13 protein-coding genes are annotated in these 14,924 nt (G+C 67.3%); 4 read left to right on the top strand and 9 right to left on the bottom strand.

Going from position 1 to position 14,924, the window contains the following annotated elements; genetic code table 11:
* The first annotated feature begins 58 nt into the window (after positions 1-58).
* Positions 59-1,591 (top strand): glycerol kinase GlpK, encoded by a 1,533-nt coding sequence (glpK, locus tag ACNUDN_RS25310; protein ID WP_419124452.1) that lies wholly within the window; start codon positions 59-61, stop codon positions 1,589-1,591.
* Here the strand turns inward: glpK and ACNUDN_RS25305 are convergent.
* The 3 genes from ACNUDN_RS25305 to ACNUDN_RS25295 form a co-directional block, all read right to left on the bottom strand.
* Positions 1,519-2,571 carry an NAD(P)H-quinone oxidoreductase gene (locus ACNUDN_RS25305; protein ID WP_431961190.1) on the bottom strand — a complete coding sequence of 351 codons (1,053 nt, stop codon included), beginning with the start codon at positions 2,569-2,571 and terminating at the stop codon, positions 1,519-1,521. The genes glpK and ACNUDN_RS25305 overlap by 73 nt on opposite strands.
* Positions 2,572-2,573: 2 nt before the next feature.
* Entirely contained in the window at positions 2,574-3,146 is a 573-nt protein-coding gene (locus tag ACNUDN_RS25300; protein ID WP_419124451.1) for a hypothetical protein, read from the bottom strand.
* Positions 3,147-3,253: 107 nt separating this feature from the next.
* Positions 3,254-4,912 carry a peptide chain release factor 3 gene (locus ACNUDN_RS25295; RefSeq protein ID WP_419124450.1) on the bottom strand — a complete coding sequence of 553 codons (1,659 nt, stop codon included), beginning with the start codon at positions 4,910-4,912 and terminating at the stop codon, positions 3,254-3,256.
* A 255-nt stretch (positions 4,913-5,167) separates the two neighbouring features.
* On the opposite strand from ACNUDN_RS25295, the gene ACNUDN_RS25290 reads away from it, so the two are divergent.
* On the top strand, positions 5,168-6,700 hold the full coding sequence (locus ACNUDN_RS25290; protein WP_419124449.1) for an NCS1 family nucleobase:cation symporter-1: 1,533 nt from the start codon (positions 5,168-5,170) through the stop codon (positions 6,698-6,700).
* Between the two features lie 31 nt (positions 6,701-6,731).
* Here ACNUDN_RS25290 and ACNUDN_RS25285 read toward each other — a convergent pair whose 3' ends face one another.
* The 3 genes from ACNUDN_RS25285 to ACNUDN_RS25275 all read right to left on the bottom strand — a co-directional run bounded on the left by ACNUDN_RS25285 (position 6,732) and on the right by ACNUDN_RS25275 (position 9,115).
* Complete coding sequence (locus tag ACNUDN_RS25285) at positions 6,732-7,619, bottom strand: oxidoreductase (RefSeq protein ID WP_419124448.1); 888 nt, start codon at positions 7,617-7,619, stop codon at positions 6,732-6,734.
* A gap of 74 nt (positions 7,620-7,693) precedes the next feature.
* A complete protein-coding gene (locus ACNUDN_RS25280; RefSeq protein WP_419124447.1) occupies positions 7,694-8,425 on the bottom strand; it encodes a PadR family transcriptional regulator in 732 nt (243 codons plus the stop codon).
* A gap of 156 nt (positions 8,426-8,581) precedes the next feature.
* The gene (locus ACNUDN_RS25275) at positions 8,582-9,115 is read right to left on the bottom strand and encodes a PadR family transcriptional regulator (RefSeq protein WP_419124446.1); all 534 of its coding nucleotides are present in this window, start codon (positions 9,113-9,115) and stop codon (positions 8,582-8,584) included.
* Between the two features lie 136 nt (positions 9,116-9,251).
* On the opposite strand from ACNUDN_RS25275, the gene ACNUDN_RS25270 reads away from it, so the two are divergent.
* Positions 9,252-10,598, top strand: coding sequence for a carotenoid oxygenase family protein (locus ACNUDN_RS25270; RefSeq protein ID WP_419124445.1), 1,347 nt, complete (start codon positions 9,252-9,254; stop codon positions 10,596-10,598).
* Positions 10,599-10,601: 3 nt separating this feature from the next.
* Here the strand turns inward: ACNUDN_RS25270 and ACNUDN_RS25265 are convergent, their stop codons facing one another.
* Positions 10,602-11,471, bottom strand: a complete 870-nt coding sequence (locus ACNUDN_RS25265) for an RDD family protein (protein WP_419124444.1) — start codon at positions 11,469-11,471, stop codon at positions 10,602-10,604.
* A gap of 28 nt (positions 11,472-11,499) precedes the next feature.
* Between ACNUDN_RS25265 and ACNUDN_RS25260 the strand changes: the two genes are divergently transcribed.
* Positions 11,500-12,492 carry a stage II sporulation protein M gene (locus ACNUDN_RS25260; RefSeq protein WP_419124443.1) on the top strand — a complete coding sequence of 331 codons (993 nt, stop codon included), beginning with the start codon at positions 11,500-11,502 and terminating at the stop codon, positions 12,490-12,492.
* Positions 12,493-12,634: 142 nt separating this feature from the next.
* On the opposite strand, the gene ACNUDN_RS25255 is transcribed toward ACNUDN_RS25260, so the two are convergent.
* Positions 12,635-13,978, bottom strand: coding sequence for a DUF58 domain-containing protein (locus ACNUDN_RS25255; protein WP_419124442.1), 1,344 nt, complete (start codon positions 13,976-13,978; stop codon positions 12,635-12,637).
* Positions 13,979-13,989: 11 nt separating this feature from the next.
* Positions 13,990-14,910, bottom strand: coding sequence for an AAA family ATPase (locus ACNUDN_RS25250; protein ID WP_419125304.1), 921 nt, complete (start codon positions 14,908-14,910; stop codon positions 13,990-13,992).
* Positions 14,911-14,924: the final 14 nt, after the last annotated feature.

Raw genomic sequence — 14,924 nt, 5'->3', positions numbered from 1 at the left:
ACGGTGAACCCCGGCGGACAGCGGGAGGTTGTACGGGCATGTAGTCCATCATGGACGAATGGCCGAGTTCGTCGCTGCAATCGACCAGGGCACCACCAGCACCCGGTGCATGATCTTCGACCACGACGGCGCCGAGGTCGGCCGCCATCAGCTCGAACACGAGCAGATCCTGCCCAGAGCCGGCTGGGTGGAGCACAATCCCGTCGAGATCTGGGAGCGCACCGGATCGGTGCTGGCCACCGCGTTGAACAGGACCAACTTGGCGACCACCGACCTGGTGGCTCTCGGTATCACCAACCAGCGCGAGACCGCGCTGGTCTGGAACCGGCGCACCGGCCGCCCGTACTACAACGCGATCGTCTGGCAGGACACCCGTACCGACCGGATCGCGTCCGCGCTCGACCGGGACGGACGCGGTGAGGTGATCCGCCAGAAGGCCGGCCTGCCGCCGGCCACCTACTTCTCCGGCGGAAAGCTGCAGTGGCTGCTGGAGAACGTCGACGGCCTGCGGGCAGATGCCGAGAAGGGCGACGCGCTGTTCGGCACCACCGATACCTGGGTGTTGTGGAATCTCACCGGAGGGCATCGCGGTGGAGTGCACGTCACCGACGTCACCAACGCCAGCCGGACCATGCTGATGAATCTGGAAACCCTCGACTGGGACGATGAACTGTTGGGCTTCTTCGGCGTTCCGCGCCAGATGCTGCCTGAGATCCGCCCGTCGTCGTCGCCGCAACCGTACGGGATGACCGTCGAGACCGGACCCGCCGACGGGGAGATCCCGATCACCGGGATCCTGGGGGACCAGCAGGCCGCCATGGTGGGACAGGTGTGTCTGTCGGTCGGTGAAGCGAAGAACACCTACGGTACCGGCAACTTCCTGCTGCTCAACACCGGCGAGGACATCGTGCGCTCCAAGAACGGGCTGCTGACCACGGTGTGCTATCAGTTCGCGACCAGGGACGGCAGTCCGGCCAAACCCGTTTACGCCCTTGAAGGTTCGATCGCCGTGACCGGATCTGCGGTGCAATGGCTGCGCGACCAGCTCGGCATCATCAGCGGCGCGTCCCAGAGCGAGGCGCTGGCCCGTCAGGTCGCCGACAACGGCGGGGTCTACTTCGTGCCCGCGTTCTCCGGGCTATTCGCCCCGTACTGGCGATCCGACGCCCGCGGTGCCATCGTCGGGCTGTCCCGGTTCAACACCAACGCCCATGTGGCCCGGGCGACGCTGGAGGCGATCTGTTACCAGAGTCGCGACGTCGTCGACGCAATGGCCGCCGATTCCGGTGTGCACCTTGAGGTTCTGAAGGTCGATGGTGGCATCACCGCCAACGACCTGTGCATGCAGATCCAAGCCGACGTGCTCGGCGTCGACGTGGTCAAGCCGGTCGTCGCCGAGACCACCGCGCTGGGCGCCGCCTACGCCGCGGGGCTGGCCGCCGGATTCTGGGACGGCGCAGACGATCTCCGGGCCAACTGGCAGGAGGGCAAGCGTTGGTCGCCGGACTGGTCCGAGGATCAGCGGTCGGCCGGGTACGCGGGGTGGCGCAAGGCCATCGAGCGCACCCTGGACTGGGTGGACGTCGACTGATCGGAGTTGTCGAGGATTACCTTCCCCACTGTCCCTCTTGATTCCAGTAGTTTGTGGGCCTTCGCCGCGTCCCGCAGTGGGATGACGGTGTCGACCACCACGCGGAACACCCCAGACGCGAACAACGGGAGAACATCGCGGATCACGCCCGCCACAATGGTCGCCTTCTGATCGGCGGGTCGGCTGCGCAACATGGTCGAAGTCACGCTGGCGCGCTTAGTCATCAACACCCCGAGGTCCAGCTCGGTCGGTTCCATGGACCCGCCGAGAATCACGAGATGTCCGTCAGCAGAGAGGCATTCGATGTTCCTGGCCAGGTACGGGGCCCCGACGACGTCGAGGATCGCGTCCACGCCGCGTCCGCCGGTGGCGGCCTTCGTCGCGGTTACGAAGTCCTCCTCGCGGTAGTTGATCGCCACCCGCGCACCGAGTTCGACACTGGCGCTCGCCTTGGCGGCGCTGCCTGCCGTGGCGATGACGTCTGCTCCGATCGCCGTGCACCACTGCACCGCGAAGGTGCCGATCCCGCCACCCGCGCCGTGGATCAACACGGAGCGGCCCGCGGTCACTCCGGCGATCATCGCGAGGTTGGAGTACACCGTGCATGCGACCTCGGGAATCGCCGCGGCTTCGAGGATCGACAGACCGGTCGGAACGGGCATGACCTGACCGGCGCGGACTGCGACCTCATCGGCGTAGCCACCGCCATCGAGCAGGGCGCAGACCGGATCTCCCACCGACCATTCGGTGACGCCGCTGCCCACCGCGGTGATGGTTCCCGCACATTCAAGTCCGAGTACGGCGGGGGCATCCCGGGGGACCGGGTAACGACCGCGTCGCTGCAGCAGATCGGCGTTGTTCACGCCGGCGGCTGCAACCGCGATCACCACGTCGTCCGGTCCGGGCGACAGCGGCGCGACCGCACTCCATCGCAGAACATCGGGAGTTCCGGGGGTGCCGAAGACGACGGCAGAGGGCATCGTCACGCCCCCATCGTCGCGGCGTGCGCAGCTGCCCACCGCGCGATGCTCTGCGCGTACCGCGGCGTCTCGACCTCGCAGTGCCGTCCCGACGAATCCTGCCGTGCCGCAGCAGCTTCGGCGAATGTCTGGCCGTGATCGGCGATGAACCGAAGAAAGTGTTCGGTGGGGTGCGACGTCACGGTGTTGGTGTAGAGGCAGCGGCCGTCGTCGAGTTGTTCCATCCGCAGTTCCCAGATGACCTGAGTGGTCGTCCAGCCCTGCGGGGTAAGCACATCGGAGATGGACACCATCTTGCAGTAGTGCTTCTCGGCCACCTCGTAGCGATATTGCTGAATTACCAGGCCGGAACCGATCATCTCCACGTTGATCGACATCGGCACGCCGTCGTCGTCGACGGTGTAGCCGGCTGCTTTGTGATCGCCAGGCGCGCAGCGTTGATATTCGTGGGTGGGAAGCGCCTTCAACCACGCGGCGATGTCCACGTGCTCGAACGGAGCCGCCGTCTCCGCAGTCACCGCCGCTTGGGACAGCACCAGGTCTTCTCGGACATCCGTTCGCTCCGTCGTATCCACTGATCGCTCCTCTCGCGGGCTGTTCACCTCACTGAGAGTGCCCCGCGGGCGGGTCCGCAGCTACGACGCTGGCGGTACCCGTCAAGTAGCGCTAGCCGGTATGGTTGCTACTGGCCCGCGGCGACGAGCTCGCGAAGCTCGATGCCGGGGTTGTCCCGCTGCACGGTCTCCAGCCGCCACTTCGTCGAGAACACCGCCAACATCACCCCGTCGGTGCGGGTGAACACTTCGACCGCGGCCATCTTCTGCAGCGCCTCGGCATCGGCCGGGTCACAGATGCGGGCCACCTGATACGGCAGCGGTTCCAGTTCGATCGGGGCGCTGAACTCGCCGGCCATCCGGTGGCTGGCCACCTCGAACTGCATCGGCCCCACCGCCGCGAGCACCGGTGCCTGGTCGCCGCGCGCATCCGAGCGCAGCACCTGCACGACGCCCTCCTGGTCGAGTTGTTCGATGCCCTTGCGGAACTGCTTGTGCTTACTCGGATCGGTGCCCCGCGCGACGGAGAAGTGCTCGGGAGAGAAGCTCGGGATCGGCGGGAACTGCACGGCCACGTCCTGGTACAGGGTGTCGCCGGGGCGCAATGCGTTGGCGTTGGCAAGTCCGATCACGTCGCCGGGCCACGCGGTGTCCAGGGTGGAGCGTTCCCGGCCGAACACCGACTGCGCGTATTTGGTGACGAAAGGCTTGCCGGTGGAGGCGTGGGTCAACACGTCGCCGCGCTCGAACGTGCCCGAACACACCCGTGCGTAGGCGATGCGGTCGCGGTGGGCAGAGTCCATCCCGGCCTGCACCTTGAACACGAACGCGCTGAACGGATCTGTTGCGTCCCTGCGGTTGCCGTCGACGTCGAGCTGGCCGCTCGGTGGCGGTGCGAGCTGGGCCAGCACATCGAGGAGCTGGTTGACGCCGAAGTTCAATGCGGCCGAGGTGAACAGCACCGGCGTCGAGGTGCAGTCCAGGAACGTCTCCGGGTCGAAGTCGGCCCCGTCGGCCTCCAACAGCTCGGACTCTTCGACGGCGGTGTCCCAATCCACCCCGGCGGCGTCGTGCGCCTTGTCCGGGTCGATGTGCTCCTCGGGTGCGGCGGTCGCACCACCGGCGGTGCGGGTGAAGCGGATGAACGTGCCGGTGCGCCGGTCCAACACGCCCTTGAAGTCACCGGCGATGCCGACCGGCCAGGTCAACGGCGTCGGGCGCAGGCCGATACGCGACTGGATCTCGTCCATCAGCTCCAGCGCGTGCCGTCCCGGACGGTCCCACTTGTTGATCACGGTGATGATCGGGATCCGGCGGTGCCGGCAGACCTGGAACAACTTCAGCGTCTGCGGCTCGAGGCCCTTGGCGGCGTCGATCAGCATCACCGCGGAGTCCACTGCGGTCAACACCCGGTAGGTGTCCTCGGAGAAATCGGCGTGGCCCGGGGTGTCGAGCAGGTTGACGATGCACGTCTCACCGACCCGTGTGGTGTACGGAAACTGCAGCGCCGTCGAGGTGATCGAGATGCCGCGCGCCTTCTCCATGTCCATCCAATCCGACACCGTGGCGCGTCGGCCGGCCTTGCCGTGGATGGCGCCGGCCTCGGTGATGGCCTTGGCGTGCAGCACCAGCGCCTCGGTCAGCGTGGATTTGCCGGCGTCGGGGTGGCTGATCACCGCGAAGGTTCGGCGACGCCGCGCCTCGGTGGAGACGCGGTCGGTGCGGGGTGCGGTGGCGAGCGGGTTCGTCGCCGCAAGGGAGTCGGTCGCCGCAGTGGAATCAGTCATCGTGGTGCCGATTTTATTGGCCGAGGATGGCAAACAGTAATCGCGACGGCGCCGAGCTGCATCGACACCCCCGAGGTGGCCGCGCTAATGGAATGCGTGCGCCGGTCGGAAGCGGGAAAAGGGTGCGGTCACCTGAGGGAAACATGCTGCTGACGCCCCTGAAACCGTCACCTCCTAGGGTCGCCGGATCAGGCTGCGCAGGCCCCGGCGCTCCCGCGGTACACACCGCGGGCGCCGGATCGGGGAAGGGACGTGATGACCGCAGATCAGAGCAAGTTTGTCGGTAGCGAGTCCGGTGTGGTGGCCGCACCGCCCGCGGCGGTGGTAGTCGACGAGTTCGTCGCCTCGGCGGCGCACAGCTCGTTGCACAACGAGGAACTCGCCCCCACCAAGGAACGCAAGTGGGGGTGGTTCGAGATCTTCAACGTCTGGACCAACGACGTGCAGAGCCTGGCCGGGTACACGCTGGCCGCCAGCCTGTTCATCACCGCCGGTATCAACGGCTGGTTCGTCCTCGCCGCGATCGTGCTGGCCGGCGCGCTGGTGATGTTCTTCGTGAACTGGTCGGGACGCCCCAGCGTCAAGTACGGGGTTCCCTACCCGGTGGTGGCCCGCGCCTCGATGGGGGTCCGCGGAGCGATGTTCCCGGCCACCGTGCGCGGTATCGTCGCCATCTTCTGGTACGGCGCGCAGACCTACTTCGCCTCCACTGCGGTCGCGTTGGCGATCAACGCCATCATCGGGGCGGCCCCGACCGGCACCTTCCTCGGCATGACGTGGGTCGACTGGCTGTCCTACACGATCGTCGCCGGCTTCCAGATCTGGCTGTTCGTGCGCGGTCTGGATGGAATCGTGAAGTTCCTCAACTTCGCCGGACCGGCCGTCTACGCCGTCATGATCTTGCTGCTCATCGCGATCTGGTGGCAGGCCGGCTCGGGTCTGCTGAGTTCGGTCGGCGATCTGTTCGCCGGCGAGAAGCAGGGGACCGCCGCCCTCGCGGCGTTCGTCGGTGTGGTCGGCACGATGATCGCCTACTTCTCGGCCGTGATCATCAACTTCGGAGACTTCGCCCGGTTCACCCGCGACGACCGGGAGATGAAGCGCGGCAACCTGCTCGGGTTGCCGGTGAGCCTGACGTTCTTCACGTTGTTGTCGCTGTTCATCACCGCCGGCGCCTACATCGTCTTCCAGGACGGCCAGGGCGACCCGATGACCAATCCGGCCGACATCGTCGGCGCGGTCGGCAATGTGTGGTTGAGCATCCTGGCCGCGGTGACGTTCTTCGTTGCGACCGTGGGGATCAACCTGGTCGCCAACTTCATCCCGCCGGTGTACGACATCGTCAACCTCAAACCCGAGAAGCTCAACTTCCGGATTGCCGGGTTCATCACGGCGGCACTGGGATTCATCATCGGCGCACTGTGGGTGTCGGTGATCGGCAATGCCGGCCTGCCCAAATTCGTCGACACTCTGGGCGCCGTGCTGGCACCGCTGTACGGAATCATGATCGCCGACTACTACCTGCTGCGGAAACAGACGCTGCGGACCCAGGACCTGTATTCGATGGAACCGTCCGGGACGTACTACTTCAACAAGGGCTGGAACGTCCGTGCATTGTGGGCGTTCTCGGTCGCGGCGGTCTTCGCGGTGGCCGCGGTATGGGTGCCCGCACTCCATGCGTTGTCCGGTTTCGCCTGGGTCTTCGGCGCCGCGCTGGGCGCGGCCCTGCACCTGCTGGTGATGCGCGGGCAACAACTCGACCTACCGAAGCAATCCGTCTCCGCCTGAGCACGACGGCGGCCGGCCCAGGGGCCGCGGCTCAGTCGCGGGACCCCGCAGCAGAATCGAGTGTGCGCTTCGTCTCGGTGTCGAGGTCGATGTCGCGCACCGCGGTGTTCTCCTCAAGGTGGTTGACCGACGATGTGCCTGGGATGAGCAGCACGTTGGGGGCGACCGACAACGTCCACGCCAGCGCGATCTGGGCGGGCGTGCGCTGCAGTCGCTGAGATTCCCGGACCACCGCGGGATGGTTGAGCACCGGGTTGTCCGGCAGGAATCCGGAGCCCAGTGGGAAGAACGGCACGAAGGCGATGCCGTGCTCACGGCACAGGTCCAGCACCGGCTGAGATGTCCGGTCGACGAGGTTGTAAGCGTTCTGCACGCAGACGATCTCGGTGCGCTCCAATGCGATTCGCAGGTGCTCGGCGCTGACACTGCTCAGGCCGATACCGGCGATCAGTCCTTCGGCGCGGGCCTGGACCATCGCCTCGAGCTGGCTGTCGAACACTTCGTGGTCCACCGGCGCCGGGGCGCTGGGATCCGCACCGGAGTGCACCCGCAGATTGACCGCGGCCAAGCGATCGGTGCCCAGGGTCTGCAGGTTCTCTTCGATGCTGCGCCGCAGCTCGTCGGGGTGCTGAGCGGGTAGCCAGTTGCCCTGTTCGTCGCGCTTGGCGCCGACCTTGCTGACCAGGGCGAGTTCGGCGGGGTAGGGGTGCAGCGCCTCGCGGATCAACTCGTTCGCCACGCCGGGTCCGTAGAACTGCGCGGTGTCGATGTGGTTGATCCCCAACTCGACGGCGCGTCGGAGCACGGCGAGGGCCTGATCGTGGTCGCGCGGCGGCCCCATCACGCCGGGTCCCGGCAGCTGCATGGCGCCGAAGCCGACGCGACCGACGGTGTGCGTGCCGAGAGAAAAGGTGTCCATGCTGTCTGCCTACGCGAATTCGGCGCGGTTTCTTCCCGATTCGGGGTGAAACCGCGCCGAATTCACGTCCTGGGTCAGTCCTCGCCGAGGATGCCGTAGATCTCGCGGCGGGCGTTGTTGACGATGTCGACGATGCGCTGCTGCTGTTCGGGTGTCGCGGCGTGGGCCGACTGTGCGGCCGCGCCCATCAGCTGGCCGACGGCGTTGCGCAGGTCCATGGCGCCGGGGTCGGCCTCTTCGGCGATCTCGTCCCACGGTGCGGTCTCGATCTTCTCGGCGGCGGCGCGACCGTCCTCGGTCAGCTCGAAGAGCTTCTTGCTGCCTTCGGTTTCGGTGCTGCTCAGCAGTCCCTCGTCGACGAGTAGCTGCAGGGTCGGGTAGATCGATCCGGGGCTGGGCTTCCACAGTTGCTGGCTGCGCTCGTTGATCTCCTGGATCATCTCGTAGCCGTGCATCGGCCGGTCGCTCAGCAGTTTGAGGATCGCGGCGCGGACGTCGCCGCGCCTGCCCCGGCCGCCGCGGGGTCCGCCGCGCCGACCGCCGCGGCCGCCAGGGCCGCCAGGGCCGAAGCCGAAGCCCGGACCGAAGCCGGGGCCGCCACCGAAGCCCGCGCCGGGACCGAAGCCGCCCCGGCCGCGGCCGATGCCGTGGCCCACACCGAAGGCGCGGCCGACACCGATGCCGTGGCCGACACCGAAGCCGTGGCCGACACCGAAGCCGTGGCCGACACCGAAGCCGTGGCCGACACCGAAGCCGGGCCCGCTGGTGCGGAAAGTGTTCGTGGGATCAGGGAAGGGGGTGTTCATGGACGTGCTCGTTTCTGTACTGGGGAAGCACCTCTTCAGCTTCCGATACGTTGACGATATATCGAAAACTATCGCGATGCAACGCGTATTCCGTGTCGGAGGACGGAGCGCAGCGCGCACGAACCCGCGAGCAGTGCTTCCGGTGCTGCGCTCCGTTCAGTCGGACACGGAGAGTTCGTCGATGACCGAACGTGCCCACTGCGCCTGCATCGCGTTGAGTCGCAGGCCGTAATCGAGGGCGGCGAAGCTGAAAAATCCCCGGTCGGACGGGGTTACGGGGCGACCGCCGGTCAGCGTTTCGCGCAGTTCGGTGAGGCGGCGGATCTCGGCGTCGGAATGCTCGGCCATGGCGTGCAGGTGGGCCACGGCCTCCTTGGTCGGGATCAGGTCCAGGAGGAACACCCGGAGCAGGTTCGCGCTGCGAAACGGCGGGTCCTGCTGAGGGTTGGCCACCCACCGTCGCAGTTCAGCCCGTCCGGCTTCGGTGATTCGATACTCCTTGCGGCCCCGCGGGCCGACGGCGCACACCTCGATGAGGCCGCCGTCATCGAGCTTGTTGAGCTCCGAGTACAGCTGACTCTGGGTGGCGGGCCAGACGTTCGCCATCGACTTCTCGAAGCGCTTGAGCAGGTCGTATCCACTGGCGGGGTGTTCGGCAAGCAGGCCGAGTGCGGCTACTCGAAGACTCATGGCGGCATCGTACGATCCGATACTCCAGAACTGGAGTATCGCCGCACGTCCTGCGCACGACCTGATATTCCACTATTGACATGTCATAAGTGGGATGTCAGGGTGAGGGTACTTTCAGGACAGGAGGCTTGAGCCCATGACCGAAACCACCGCGAACCAGGACGACTCGACGCTCTTCGGCACCGGGAACTTCTTTCAGGTCGGCAATTACGCACCCGTCGCCGACGAACTGACAGAGTTCGACCTGCCGATCGAGGGCGCGATCCCCAAGGAACTGGACGGCTGGTATCTCCGTAACGGACCGAATCCGCGGCAGGCAACCGGGCACTGGTTCACCGGCGACGGCATGATCCACGGCGTCCGCATCGAGAACGGCCGCGCAGCCTGGTACCGCAACCGTTGGGTGCGCACCGAGAGCTTCGTCGACCCCTTCCCCGTCTACAACTCAGACGGCACCCGTAACCTGCGGTCCGCCGTCGCCAACACCCACGTGGTCAACCATGCCGGCAGAACTCTGGCGCTGGTCGAATCGTCGCTGCCTTACGAGATCACCAACGAACTGGATACCGTCGGCGTCTACGACTTCGGTGGCAAGCTGGCCGATTCGATGACCGCGCATCCGAAGATCTGTCCCATCACCGGAGAGCTGCACTTCTTTGGGTACGGCAACATCTTCACCCCGCACGTCACCTATCACCGGGCGGATGCCAACGGCGAATTGGTGATCAACCGTCCCGTCGACGTGCCGGCCCTGACGATGATGCACGACTTCGCCTTGACGGCGAACTACGTGGTCTTCATGGATCTGCCCATCGTGTTCAACCTGGACATCGCGATCGGCGGTGGCGGTGACATGCCCTACCGCTGGGACGACGCCTACGGGGCGCGGCTGGGCCTGCTCCGCCGCGACGACCCGTTCGGCGAGGTGCGCTGGTTCGACATCGACCCGTGCTACGTCTTCCACGTCGCCAACGCCCACGACGACGGTCAGACGTTGGTGCTGCAGGCTGTGCGCTATCCCGAATTATGGCGGGACAACGGCGGATTCGACGCCGACGGGGTGCTGTGGACGTGGACCGTCGACCTGCGCAACGGCACGGTCAGCGAGAGTCAGCTCGACGATCGCGTCGTGGAGTTCCCGAGGATCGATGATCGGCTGGCGACGCTTCCTGCGCGGTATGCGGTCAGCGTCGGCGATGCCAGTCTGATCCGGCACGACCTGACCACCGGTGCCGCCGTCGAGCACCGATTCGGTACCGATGCGTCGCCGGGTGGCCCGGGGGAAGCCGTGTTCGTGCCGTCGGCATCCGGCCCCGCCGACGAGAGCAGCGGGTGGTATCTGGGATACGTCTACGATCCCGAACGCAACGGCAGCGACCTGGTCATCATCGACGCCTCCGATTTCGGGGCCGCCCCGGTCGCGAGAGTCAAGCTGCCACAGCGGGTTCCGTACGGCTTCCACGGAAACTGGATCGCGGGGTGACGGTCAGGACGGTGGAGTGAAGCCGTCCGTGCGCGCCGGCGCCTGCGTCGCCGGAGGTGCCTGCGGTTGGGGCGGCCACTGCGCCGGGGCGGTCCAGCCCGGCGCAGCCGCCATCGCAGCCCCCTGGCGCAGCCGGTTCAACTCCCGACGGTGCCGCTCGGCCAGGACGGCGGCCAGCACCAGCGCCGGTGGAGTGCCCGGCGGGGGCGGCGGCGAGATCTGCGCCACCACATCCGAGGTGATCCGGTAGGCCATCTCGTCTCGCACCCCGGGATCCAGCTGATTTGCGCGGGAAAGGAATTGGCGCGCGATCTCGGCCTGCGCCGGGCTCAGTCCGGACAGCTGCAATGTCGATGCCCACCACGCCAGCTGAGGTGGCATGAGCGGCGGTGGAGCCTGCCGGGGCGCGCGCTCGCTGATCACGACGGTGCCGGCGAAAATGTCACCGATGCGCTTGCCCTTGGACGAAAGCAGGCTGGACAGCACCGCCGGACCGCCGGTGAGCATCCAGATCTCGATGGCCCCGGCCAGCGCGCGGAACAGGGCCTGGCGGAAGCGCTCGGGGCTGCCGTCGTCGGACACCACGCGCAGGCCCAGCGCCATCTTGCCCAGCGTCTTGCCGCGGGTGAGGGTCTCGAAGATCGTCGGATAGCCGACCAGGGCCAGCACGGTGAAGATGATCAGTACGGCCCCGGAGAACGCCGGGTCGAACTGGGTCAGCGTGACCGCCCACAAGATGACGCCCAGGATGTACACGACGAAGACGACGGCGACGTCGATCAGTGCCGACAGCGCGCGGACCGGCAACTGGGCGATCTGAATGTCGAGCACGACCGCGTCGCCGGTCACCACGGGTTGTTGCTGGCTGACCATACTGAGCCACGCTACTAGGATCGCGGAAGTGGATGTCGACGCGTTTGTCCTGGCGAACCGGCCGACGTGGGACCGCCTCGAACACCTGGTGAAGAATCGCAGGCACCTCACCGGTGCCGAGGTCGACGAACTCGTCGACCTCTACCAGCGGGTATCGACCCACCTGTCGATCGTGCGGTCCTCATCATCGGATGCGGTGCTGATCGGCAAGCTGTCAGGTCTGGTGGCGCGGTCGCGGGCCGTGGTGACCGGCGCGCATGCGCCGCTGTGGCGAGAATTCGTCCGCTTCTGGACGGTCTCTTTTCCCGTCGTGGTGTATCGGTCGTGGCGATGGTGGGTCGCCTCCGGTGTGGCGTTCTACGCCGTCGCGGCGGTGATCGCGGTCTGGGTCGCGCAGTCGCCGGAAGTGCAGGCTGCCATCGGCACGCCCAGCGAGATCGAACAACTCGTCAACCACGAGTTCGCGAACTACTACAGCGAGCATCCGGCCGCGTCGTTCGCACTGCAGGTGTGGGTCAACAATGCCTGGGTGACCGCGCAGTGCATCGCCATGGCGGTGCTGCTGGGCATACCGATTCCGTACATCCTGTTTCAGAATTCGGCGAACCTCGGGGTGAACGCCGGCCTGATGTTCCAGGCGGGCAAAGGTGACATCTTCCTCGGGTTGATCACCCCGCACGGACTCATCGAATTGACCGCGGTGTTCGTCGCGGCCGGCGTGGGCATGCGGTTGGGATGGTCGGTGATCGCACCGGGAGATCGCCCGCGCGGACAGGTGCTGGCCGAGCAGGGACGGGCGGTGATCGCGGTCGCGATCGGACTGGCGGCGGTGCTGCTCCTCGCCGGCGCGATCGAGGGTTTCGTGACACCGTCGGCGCTGCCGACGTTTGTCCGGGTCGCGATCGGGGTGGCCGCGGTGGTGGCGTTCTTCGGCTATGTCTTCCATTTCGGCCGCAAAGCGGTGGCCGCAGGTGAGACCGGCGACATCGAGGACGCCCCCGATGTGGTCCCGACGGGCTGACTTGCGCCGGTGCTGTTACCCCGCTGATCGCGAAAGTGCATCCACGGTGGCCGGAACCGGCTCACCGCTACCGTGAATGCACTTTCGCGAGCCCGAGCCCGAGCCCGAGCCCGAGCGCGAGGCCGAGCCCGAGGCGCGTGGCCTACAGGCGCCCGGACGCCTTCATCGCCAGGTAGTGGTCGGCCAGGTCTGGCGCCAGTTCCTCCGGCGGTGAGTCGACCACCTCGACCCCCAGACCTCGCAACCGCGAGGCGACTGCACGTCGATCGTTGCGGGCGCGTTCGGCGGCGGCCGCGTCGTATACCTCGACGGCATCGGCGCGACCGGCGGCGAGCGTGTCGACCCGCGGATCGGTGACCGCGGCGACGACCACCCGGTGCTTGGCGGTCAGCTGTGGCAGCACGGTGAGCAGACCCTCGTCGATCGCCGACATGTTCAGGTCGGTGAGCAGCACGACCAGAGCCCGCCGCCGCACCCGCCGCTGTACGGCCGCGACCAGCGCGCGGGCGTCGGATTCGACCAGGGCAGGCTCCAGGGGTGCCATCGCCGCGACGAGCTGGGCCAGCAGCTCGGTCCGCGAGACGTTGACGACGGCGGCACGGGTCTCGCGGTCGTGGGCGAGGAAGTCGACGTGATCACCCGCTCGGGCCGCCAGCGCGGCCAGCAGCAGGGCGGCGTCCATCGACCAGTCCAGCCGGGGCCACCCGGTGCCCGGGGCATCTCCGGACGGCGTTCCGGCGCCCGTCGGGTCGACTCCGACGCGGCCGGCCGAGGTCCGGCCGGTGTCGAGCACGATGACGACCCGGCGGTCGCGCTCCGGGCGCCAGGTGCGCACCACCACGTCGGCACGGCGCGCGGTCGCGCGCCAGTCGATGGAGCGGACGTCGTCGCCGACCACATACTCGCGTAGCGAGTCGAATTCGGTGCCTTGCCCGCGGATCAGCGCCGGTGTCGAGCCTTCCAGTTCGCGCAGCCGCGCCAGCCGTGACGGCAGGTGCTTGCGGGACAGGAACGGCGGCAGAATGCGGATCTGCCAGGGTACCCGGTGCGAGGCCTGGCGGCCGGCCAGGCCGAGCGGGCCGATCGACCGGGCGGTCACCAGTGCTGAGACCTGATCGCCCCGGCGCACCGGCTGTAACTGTGTCGCGACGGTGATCCGTTGTCCAGCAGCCAGGTTCACCGGATGCATGCGTGGCGTGCCCCGCGCGCTGGGCGCCCAGGCATCGCGGATGACACCACGGAACTTCGCCCGGCCACCGTTGTCCACCGTCAACTCCGCAGTCACCGGCTGACCCAGCCGCGCCGACGTCGGGCCGCCGCGGGTCAGTCGGAGCGCGCGCGGGTTGCCTGCCAGTGCAGCATCGACCGCGACCGCGCACACGAGCAATCCCGCCAGCACCGCGAAAGTGGCAGCCGGATAAGGGGACAACGCGACCGGCAAAGCGCACAGAAGTGCGATCAGCCCGGTGCGTCGGGTGAGAACCACTGCTGCGCAGACTATCTCGGGACTGGAACCGCGGACAGGATGCCCTCGATCACACCGTCGGCATCGGCACCTTCAAGCTCCGCCTCGGGCCGCAGCGCCACCCGGTGTCGCAGCGTGGGTCTGGCCATCGCCTTGACGTCGTCGGGCGTCACGTAACCGCGACCGGATAGCCAGGCCCACGAGCGTGCGGTGGCCAACAAGGCGGTGGCGCCGCGGGGTGAAACCCCGAGCTGCAGCGACGGGGAATTCCTTGTCGCACCAACGATGTCGACGATGTATCCGAGCACCTCGTCGCCGACGAGCACCTGCCGGACGGCTTGGCGGCCCGCGGCCAACTCGGCCGGACCGGCAACCGGCTGCACGAAAGACAGGTCCCGAGGGTCGAATCCCTGGGCGTGCCGGTTGAGTATTGCGATCTCCTGATCGCGCGGGGGGAGCGGCACGTTGAGTTTCAACAGGAACCGGTCCAGCTGCGCCTCCGGCAGTTGGTAGGTGCCCTCGTACTCGATCGGGTTCTGGGTGGCGGCGACGATGAACGGGTCGGGCAGCGCGCGAGGTTGTCCGTCGACGCTGACCTGACGTTCCTCCATCGCCTCCAGCAGTGCGGCCTGTGTCTTGGGTGGCGTGCGGTTGATCTCGTCGGCCAGCATCAGGTTGGTGAACACCGGCCCGGCGCGGAACTCGAACTCGGCGGTCCGGGCGTCGTAGACCAGTGAGCCGGTGACATCGCCCGGCATCAGGTCGGGGGTGAACTGCACCCGGGTGAAATCCAGCTGCAGTGCTGCCGCCAACGTGCGCACCAGCAGTGTTTTCGCGACGCCCGGGACGCCTTCGAGGAGCACGTGCCCGCGGCACAGCAGGGCGACGACGAGTCCGCTGACGACGGCGTCCTGACCGACGACGACTTTGGCGATCTCGGCGCGCAGCGCCATCAACGCGTTACGAG

The organism is Mycobacterium sp. smrl_JER01 (assembly GCF_048513595.2).
GTDB lineage: Bacteria > Actinomycetota > Actinomycetes > Mycobacteriales > Mycobacteriaceae > Mycobacterium.
The sequence above is the reverse complement of the archived record's forward strand: the minus strand, read 5'-3'. Positions and strand labels throughout refer to the sequence as shown.

Excerpts from the sequence above, each read along its gene's own strand:
- ACNUDN_RS25285 (WP_419124448.1), bottom strand. The coding sequence starts at position 7,619 with ATGGACACCTTTTCTCTCGGCACGCACACCGTCGGTCGCGTCGGCTTC.
- ACNUDN_RS25290 (WP_419124449.1), top strand. The coding sequence starts at position 5,168 with ATGACCGCAGATCAGAGCAAGTTTGTCGGTAGCGAGTCCGGTGTGGTG.
- glpK (WP_419124452.1), top strand. The coding sequence starts at position 59 with ATGGCCGAGTTCGTCGCTGCAATCGACCAGGGCACCACCAGCACCCGG.
- ACNUDN_RS25265 (WP_419124444.1), bottom strand. The coding sequence starts at position 11,471 with ATGGTCAGCCAGCAACAACCCGTGGTGACCGGCGACGCGGTCGTGCTC.
- ACNUDN_RS25295 (WP_419124450.1), bottom strand. The coding sequence starts at position 4,912 with ATGACTGATTCCACTGCGGCGACCGACTCCCTTGCGGCGACGAACCCG.
- ACNUDN_RS25280 (WP_419124447.1), bottom strand. The coding sequence starts at position 8,425 with ATGAACACCCCCTTCCCTGATCCCACGAACACTTTCCGCACCAGCGGG.
- ACNUDN_RS25270 (WP_419124445.1), top strand. The coding sequence starts at position 9,252 with ATGACCGAAACCACCGCGAACCAGGACGACTCGACGCTCTTCGGCACC.
- ACNUDN_RS25250 (WP_419125304.1), bottom strand. The coding sequence starts at position 14,910 with ATGGCGCTGCGCGCCGAGATCGCCAAAGTCGTCGTCGGTCAGGACGCC.
- ACNUDN_RS25305 (WP_431961190.1), bottom strand. The coding sequence starts at position 2,571 with ATGCCCTCTGCCGTCGTCTTCGGCACCCCCGGAACTCCCGATGTTCTG.
- ACNUDN_RS25275 (WP_419124446.1), bottom strand. The coding sequence starts at position 9,115 with ATGAGTCTTCGAGTAGCCGCACTCGGCCTGCTTGCCGAACACCCCGCC.